Raw genomic sequence first — 5,064 nt, 5'->3', positions numbered from 1 at the left:
GGGGGCGTGGCCGGGGCGCTCGCGGTGTCGGTGGCACCAGGGGCCGGGGTCGTGCCCGCGCCGCCCGGGGCCGGAGTGCCACTCGCGCCGGCTCCCGCACCACCGGTCGCACCGCCGGTCGGGGCGGTGGTCGGGGCGGTGGTCGGGGACGGCTTGCAGCCCTCCTGCTTGGCCATCGCCGCGCCGAGGTCACCGCGCTGGAGCTTGCTCTGCGCCTGGGTGGAGAGCGAGGCCAGCTGCTGCACCTGGTCGGCCACGCTGCGCAGCCCGTCCGCGAACTTGGCCTGGTCGTTGTTGGGCAGCGCGTCCAGCTTCTTCTGGACCTCCACGTAGCCGTCGGCCGCCTTCTTCAGCTCGTCGACGGTGTCCTTCTGGAGGGCCGCACCGTCCTTCACCTTGGGCGCACCGGCCGCGTCGATGGCGGCCGCTATGTCCTGGTTGGTCTTGGCCAGCCGCCCGATGTCCGTGGAAAGCCGCTTCTGGAGGTCGGCCGGGACCTCGCCGGTCTTCACCTGGCCGGTGTCGGCGAGCGCGGTCTGCGCCTGGGCGATCGGGTCCTTGGCCGCGCCACAGACGTTCGACGCCCAGGACTCCAGCTGCTTGCTGTTGTCGTCGCCGCCGCAGCCGACGGCGCCGAACGCGAGCAGCACGCCGAGGGCGGGTACGGCCAGCAGTCGCTTGTTCACCGGGAGAAGCCTTTCGGTTTCGGTCGTCATCGGTCGTCGAACCTACACGGCCGGTGTCCGTCCCCTGCTTCCCGGTTCCCCGCCCCGCTGCCCGCCCTGCCGTTCGCCCCTTCGGTGTCCGTCCCGGCGTGGACCGTCCGCAACACTCGGGCATCACCGTTCAACCGCGCCCAGGACGTTGCAGGGACTGGCCGGCCGGCACTCGCCGTCGTACGAGGTCGGCGTCGGACCGTACGGCAGCACGAGGCTGTCGCCGTCGGTCCAGAAGGCGACCGTGCCCGGTTCCACGACCTGCCGGGCCCCGTCCCCGCGTGGCACGCCGACGGGCGTGCCGAAGCAGACCTCCTCGCCCCGGGTGCCGGCCGACGAGCTGATCGGCGGCTCCGCCCGGAGCGTTTCGGTGGTGGGGGTGGCCGTTGAGGTGGCGGTGATCTGCCCGACCGGCCACAGGACGCGGTTCCGCTTGTCCGTCCTCTTCCGCGACGAGGCCCGATCGATGATCGGACCCGGTCGTGCCGGAGCAGCGGACCGCCGGGATCAACATGCTGTCAACGCACGACCAGGGGCTGGACGCCAGCCCTCCGGGCGCGTACGCAAACGGTGCGTACGCAAACGCGGAAGAGACGCCTCAGACCGCGATGGAGGCGATCGAAACCGGCCAGCTCATCCGGATCAGGCCACCGTCCGTGCCGTTGGTGACCTCCAGGTCCTCGACCAGGCCGGTGATCACGGCGAGGCCCAGGGTGTCCTCGTCCGGCTCGCCGCCCTCCGCGGCGCCGGAGGCCGGGGCGGCGGCGGGGCCGGCCTCGTCCTCGACCTCAATGAGGAAACGCTTCTCCTGATCGGTCAGCGCGACCCGGACCGTGCCGCCGATGCCGCCACGCTGGTGCAGGCCGACTGCGCGGGAGCACGCCTCGCCGACCGCGAGTCGTACCTCGTCGAGCACCGACTCGTCGACCCCGGCCCGTCTGGCGACGGCCGCGGCGACCAGTCGGGCCGTCCGCACGTGCTCGGGAAGCGCGCTGAATCGAAGTTCGACGGTTGCCATCTCTCCCCCTCGGGGTGCTCCGACAGGGGCCGGAGGTCCGGCCCCTGCGGGCCGGCAGAACCGGCCCAGAGGCGCCCGAGGACGCTCCGGGCCACACGGGCCCGGGCACCCGGACGCGAGGAACGGGCGGGGCCGACCGCACGGGCCGGCCCGGCCGCGTCAGTCGGTCGCGTTGACCGCGTCGTCCACCGAGGTGTGAATCGGGAAGACCTTGGTCAGGCCGGTGATGCGGAAGATCTTCAGGATGCGCTCCTGGTTGCAGACGAGGCGCAGCGAGCCCTCGTGAGCGCGCACCCGCTTCAGACCGCCCACCAGCACACCGAGGCCGGTCGAGTCGAGGAAGTCAACGCCCTCCATGTCGACGACGAGGTGGTACTTGCCGTCGTTGACGAGCTCGACCAGCTGCTCCCGCAGCTTCGGGGCGGTGTACACATCGATCTCGCCGCCAACCTCGACGACCGTACGATCGCCGACTGAACGGGTCGACAGGGACAGGTCCACGGAACCTCCAGCACCTTGCCTTGCTACGTCATGTGCGATCCTCGGCCGGACGGCCGCCACCGCATGGTCGCGAGCCCCGGGCGCGCCCAGCCAACGCGTGGCAAGCCTCAGCGCTGCGACCCACGGCCATTCGGCCGTCACGGCCACATTCAACCACCTGCGACCATGCCCGCACGATGGCTTACGACGATTCTCCGTCACGCCGGTGACACACTGGGTCCCCATGCCGCCCCGACACAGCCCGCCCGAGGCACTGCTCACAACCCTGGCCGCCGGCCGAGGGCGGTCCGACCGGCTCACCCATACGGAGCACCTTCCCGCCCGAGCCGCGCGTTATTCACCGTGGCCCGACTCGATCCGTCCGGAGGTCGTGGCCGCTGCGCGCGCCGTCGGGGTGGAACAGCCGTGGGCGCACCAGGCAGAAGCGATGAATCTGGCCAAAAGCGGCCAGACTGTGGTGATCGCCACAGGCACCGCCTCGGGCAAGTCGCTGGGCTATCTGGCCCCGGTGCTCAGCGACCTGCTGGACGGCACCGAGGCCCGCAACGGCCGCGGCGCCACCGCGCTCTACCTGGCCCCGACCAAGGCGCTCGCCGCCGACCAGCGCCGCCGGGCCGCCGAGCTCGCCCCACCGAGGGTCCGCGCCGCCCTGTACGACGGCGACACCCCGCCCGAGGAGCGCGAGTGGGTCCGCCAGTACGCCTCCTACGTGCTCACCAACCCGGACATGCTGCACCGGGGCATCCTGCCCGGCCACGCCCGCTGGTCCTCCTTCCTCAAGGCGCTGCGCTACGTGGTCGTGGACGAGTGCCACAGCTACCGGGGCGTGTTCGGCTCGCACGTCGCCCAGGTGCTGCGGCGTCTGCGCCGCGTCTGCGCCCGGTACGGTTCGTCACCCACCTTCCTGCTGGCCTCCGCCACCACCGCCGACCCGGCCGCGACCGCCCGGCGGCTGACCGGCCTGCCGGCCGTGGCCGTCACCGAGGACGCCTCGCCGCGCGGGCCGATGGTCTTCGGCCTCTGGGAGCCGCCGCTGACCGAGAACGTCGGCGAGCACGGCGCGCCCGTGCGCCGCACCGCGACCGCCGAGGCCGCGCACCTGCTCACCGACCTGGTCGAGCGGGAGACCCGCACCGTCGTCTTCGTCCGTTCCCGGCGCGCCGCCGAGCTCGTCGCGCTCCAGGCCCAGGACCAGCTCGGCCGCCCGCTCGCCGGACGGGTGGCCGCCTACCGCGGCGGCTACCTCGCCGACGAACGCCGGGCCCTGGAGCGCGACTTGCACACCGGCCGACTGCTCGGCCTCGCCTCCACCTCCGCTCTCGAACTCGGCGTCGACATCTCCGGCCTCGACGCCGTCCTGATGGCCGGCTATCCCGGCACCCGGGCCTCGCTCTGGCAGCAGGCGGGCCGGGCGGGCCGGGAGGCCCAGGGCGCGCTGGCCGTCCTGATCGCCCGGGACGACCCGTTGGACACCTACCTGGTGCACCACCCGGAGGCGCTGTTCGCGGCCCCCGTCGAGGCCACCGTGCTCGACCCCGACAATCCGCACGTGCTCGCCCCGCACCTGTGCGCGGCCGCCGCCGAACTCCCGCTCACCGATGCCGACCTGGAGCTGTTCGGGCCGTCCACCGCGCCGCTGCTGCCGGTCCTGGAGCGGCGCGGCCTGCTGCGCCGGCGCAGCGACGGCTCCTGGTACTGGACCCGTCGCGAGCGCGCGGCCGACGCGGTGGACCTGCGCGGCAGCGGCGGCAGCCCGGTGCAGATCGTCGAGGCCGACACCGGCCGACTGCTCGGCACGGTGGACGCCGCGGCCGCGCACACCACCGTCCACACCGGGGCCGTCCACCTGCACCAGGGCCGCACCTACCTGGTCCGGGAGTTCGACCTGGACAGCTCCGTCGCCCTGGTCGAACCGGCCGACCCGCCGTACACCACGGCCGCCCGCGACATCACCTCCATCTCCGTCCTCGACACCGACACCACCGTGGACTGGGGCGATGGCCGGCTCAGCTTCGGCTCGGTGGAGGTGGTCAACCAGGTGGTCGGCTACCTCCGCAAGCGGATCTCCACCGGGGAGATCATGGGCGAGACCAAACTCGACCTGCCGCCCCGCACGCTGCGCACCCGCGCGGTCTGGTGGACCGTCACCGAAGACCAGCTGCTCGACGCGGACATCCCGCTCGACCAGCTGCCCGGCGCAGCCCACGCGGCCGAGCACGCCTCGATCGGGCTGCTGCCGCTGTTCGCCACCTGCGACCGGTGGGACATCGGCGGCGTCTCCGTCCCGCTGCACCCCGACACCGGCCTGCCGACCGTGTTCGTGTACGACGGCCACCCGGGCGGGGCCGGCTTCGCCGAACGCGGCTTCCAGCGGGCGGTCCAGTGGCTGACGGCCACCCGGACGGCGATCGCCTCCTGCGAGTGCGAACGAGGCTGCCCCTCCTGCGTCCAGTCGCCCAAGTGCGGCAACGGGAACGACCCGCTGGACAAGGCCGCCGCCGTCCGGCTCCTGGACGTCCTGCTGGCCGGGGCGCCCGGGGCTGCGGACGAGCAGAACGGGCCGGACACGCAGAACGGGCGGGAGACGCAGGACGGGCCGGGGACGCAGGACGGGCCGGGGACGCAGGACGGGCCGGGGACGCAGGACGAACCAGGGACACAGGCCGGGCCGGGAACACCGGACGGGCGGGAGGCGGCCTCGGGACCGAACGGTGGAGCCCCGGCCGGTTCATGAGGCCACCGCCGCAGTGCTCGGGCCTCCGCCCGGCCCGCCGTCCGGAACGCCCTCAGGGCCGGTGACCGGGGCCCGAGCCGGCCCGGCTCGGGCCC

5 protein-coding genes are annotated in these 5,064 nt (G+C 73.6%); 1 reads left to right on the top strand and 4 read right to left on the bottom strand.

The window, feature by feature from the left end; all coding sequences use genetic code 11:
• The 4 genes from KS423_RS38020 to bldG form a co-directional block, all read right to left on the bottom strand.
• On the bottom strand, positions 1 to 686 hold a 686-nt coding region (locus tag KS423_RS38020), incomplete at its 3' end, for a hypothetical protein (protein WP_224284302.1).
• A 153-nt stretch (positions 687 to 839) separates the two neighbouring features.
• Positions 840 to 1,061, bottom strand: a complete 222-nt coding sequence (locus KS423_RS38015) for a cyclophilin-like family protein (protein ID WP_308020295.1) — start codon at positions 1,059 to 1,061, stop codon at positions 840 to 842.
• 253 nt (positions 1,062 to 1,314) lie between these two features.
• A complete protein-coding gene (locus tag KS423_RS38010; RefSeq protein ID WP_224284301.1) occupies positions 1,315 to 1,734 on the bottom strand; it encodes an ATP-binding protein in 420 nt (139 codons plus the stop codon).
• Between the two features lie 159 nt (positions 1,735 to 1,893).
• Positions 1,894 to 2,235 (bottom strand): anti-sigma factor antagonist BldG, encoded by a 342-nt coding sequence (bldG, locus tag KS423_RS38005; RefSeq protein WP_049659132.1) that lies wholly within the window; start codon positions 2,233 to 2,235, stop codon positions 1,894 to 1,896.
• Positions 2,236 to 2,458: 223 nt separating this feature from the next.
• On the opposite strand from bldG, the gene KS423_RS38000 reads away from it, so the two are divergent.
• Entirely contained in the window at positions 2,459 to 4,969 is a 2,511-nt protein-coding gene (locus KS423_RS38000) for a DEAD/DEAH box helicase (protein ID WP_224284300.1), read from the top strand.
• The last annotated feature ends 95 nt before the right edge of the window (positions 4,970 to 5,064 follow it).

This window comes from Streptomyces sp. LS1784, from assembly GCF_020103755.1.
Lineage (GTDB): Bacteria > Actinomycetota > Actinomycetes > Streptomycetales > Streptomycetaceae > Kitasatospora.
The sequence above is the reverse complement of the archived record's forward strand: the minus strand, read 5'-3'. Positions and strand labels throughout refer to the sequence as shown.

Excerpts from the sequence above, each read along its gene's own strand:
- KS423_RS38010 (WP_224284301.1), bottom strand. The coding sequence starts at position 1,734 with ATGGCAACCGTCGAACTTCGATTCAGCGCGCTTCCCGAGCACGTGCGG.
- KS423_RS38000 (WP_224284300.1), top strand. The coding sequence starts at position 2,459 with ATGCCGCCCCGACACAGCCCGCCCGAGGCACTGCTCACAACCCTGGCC.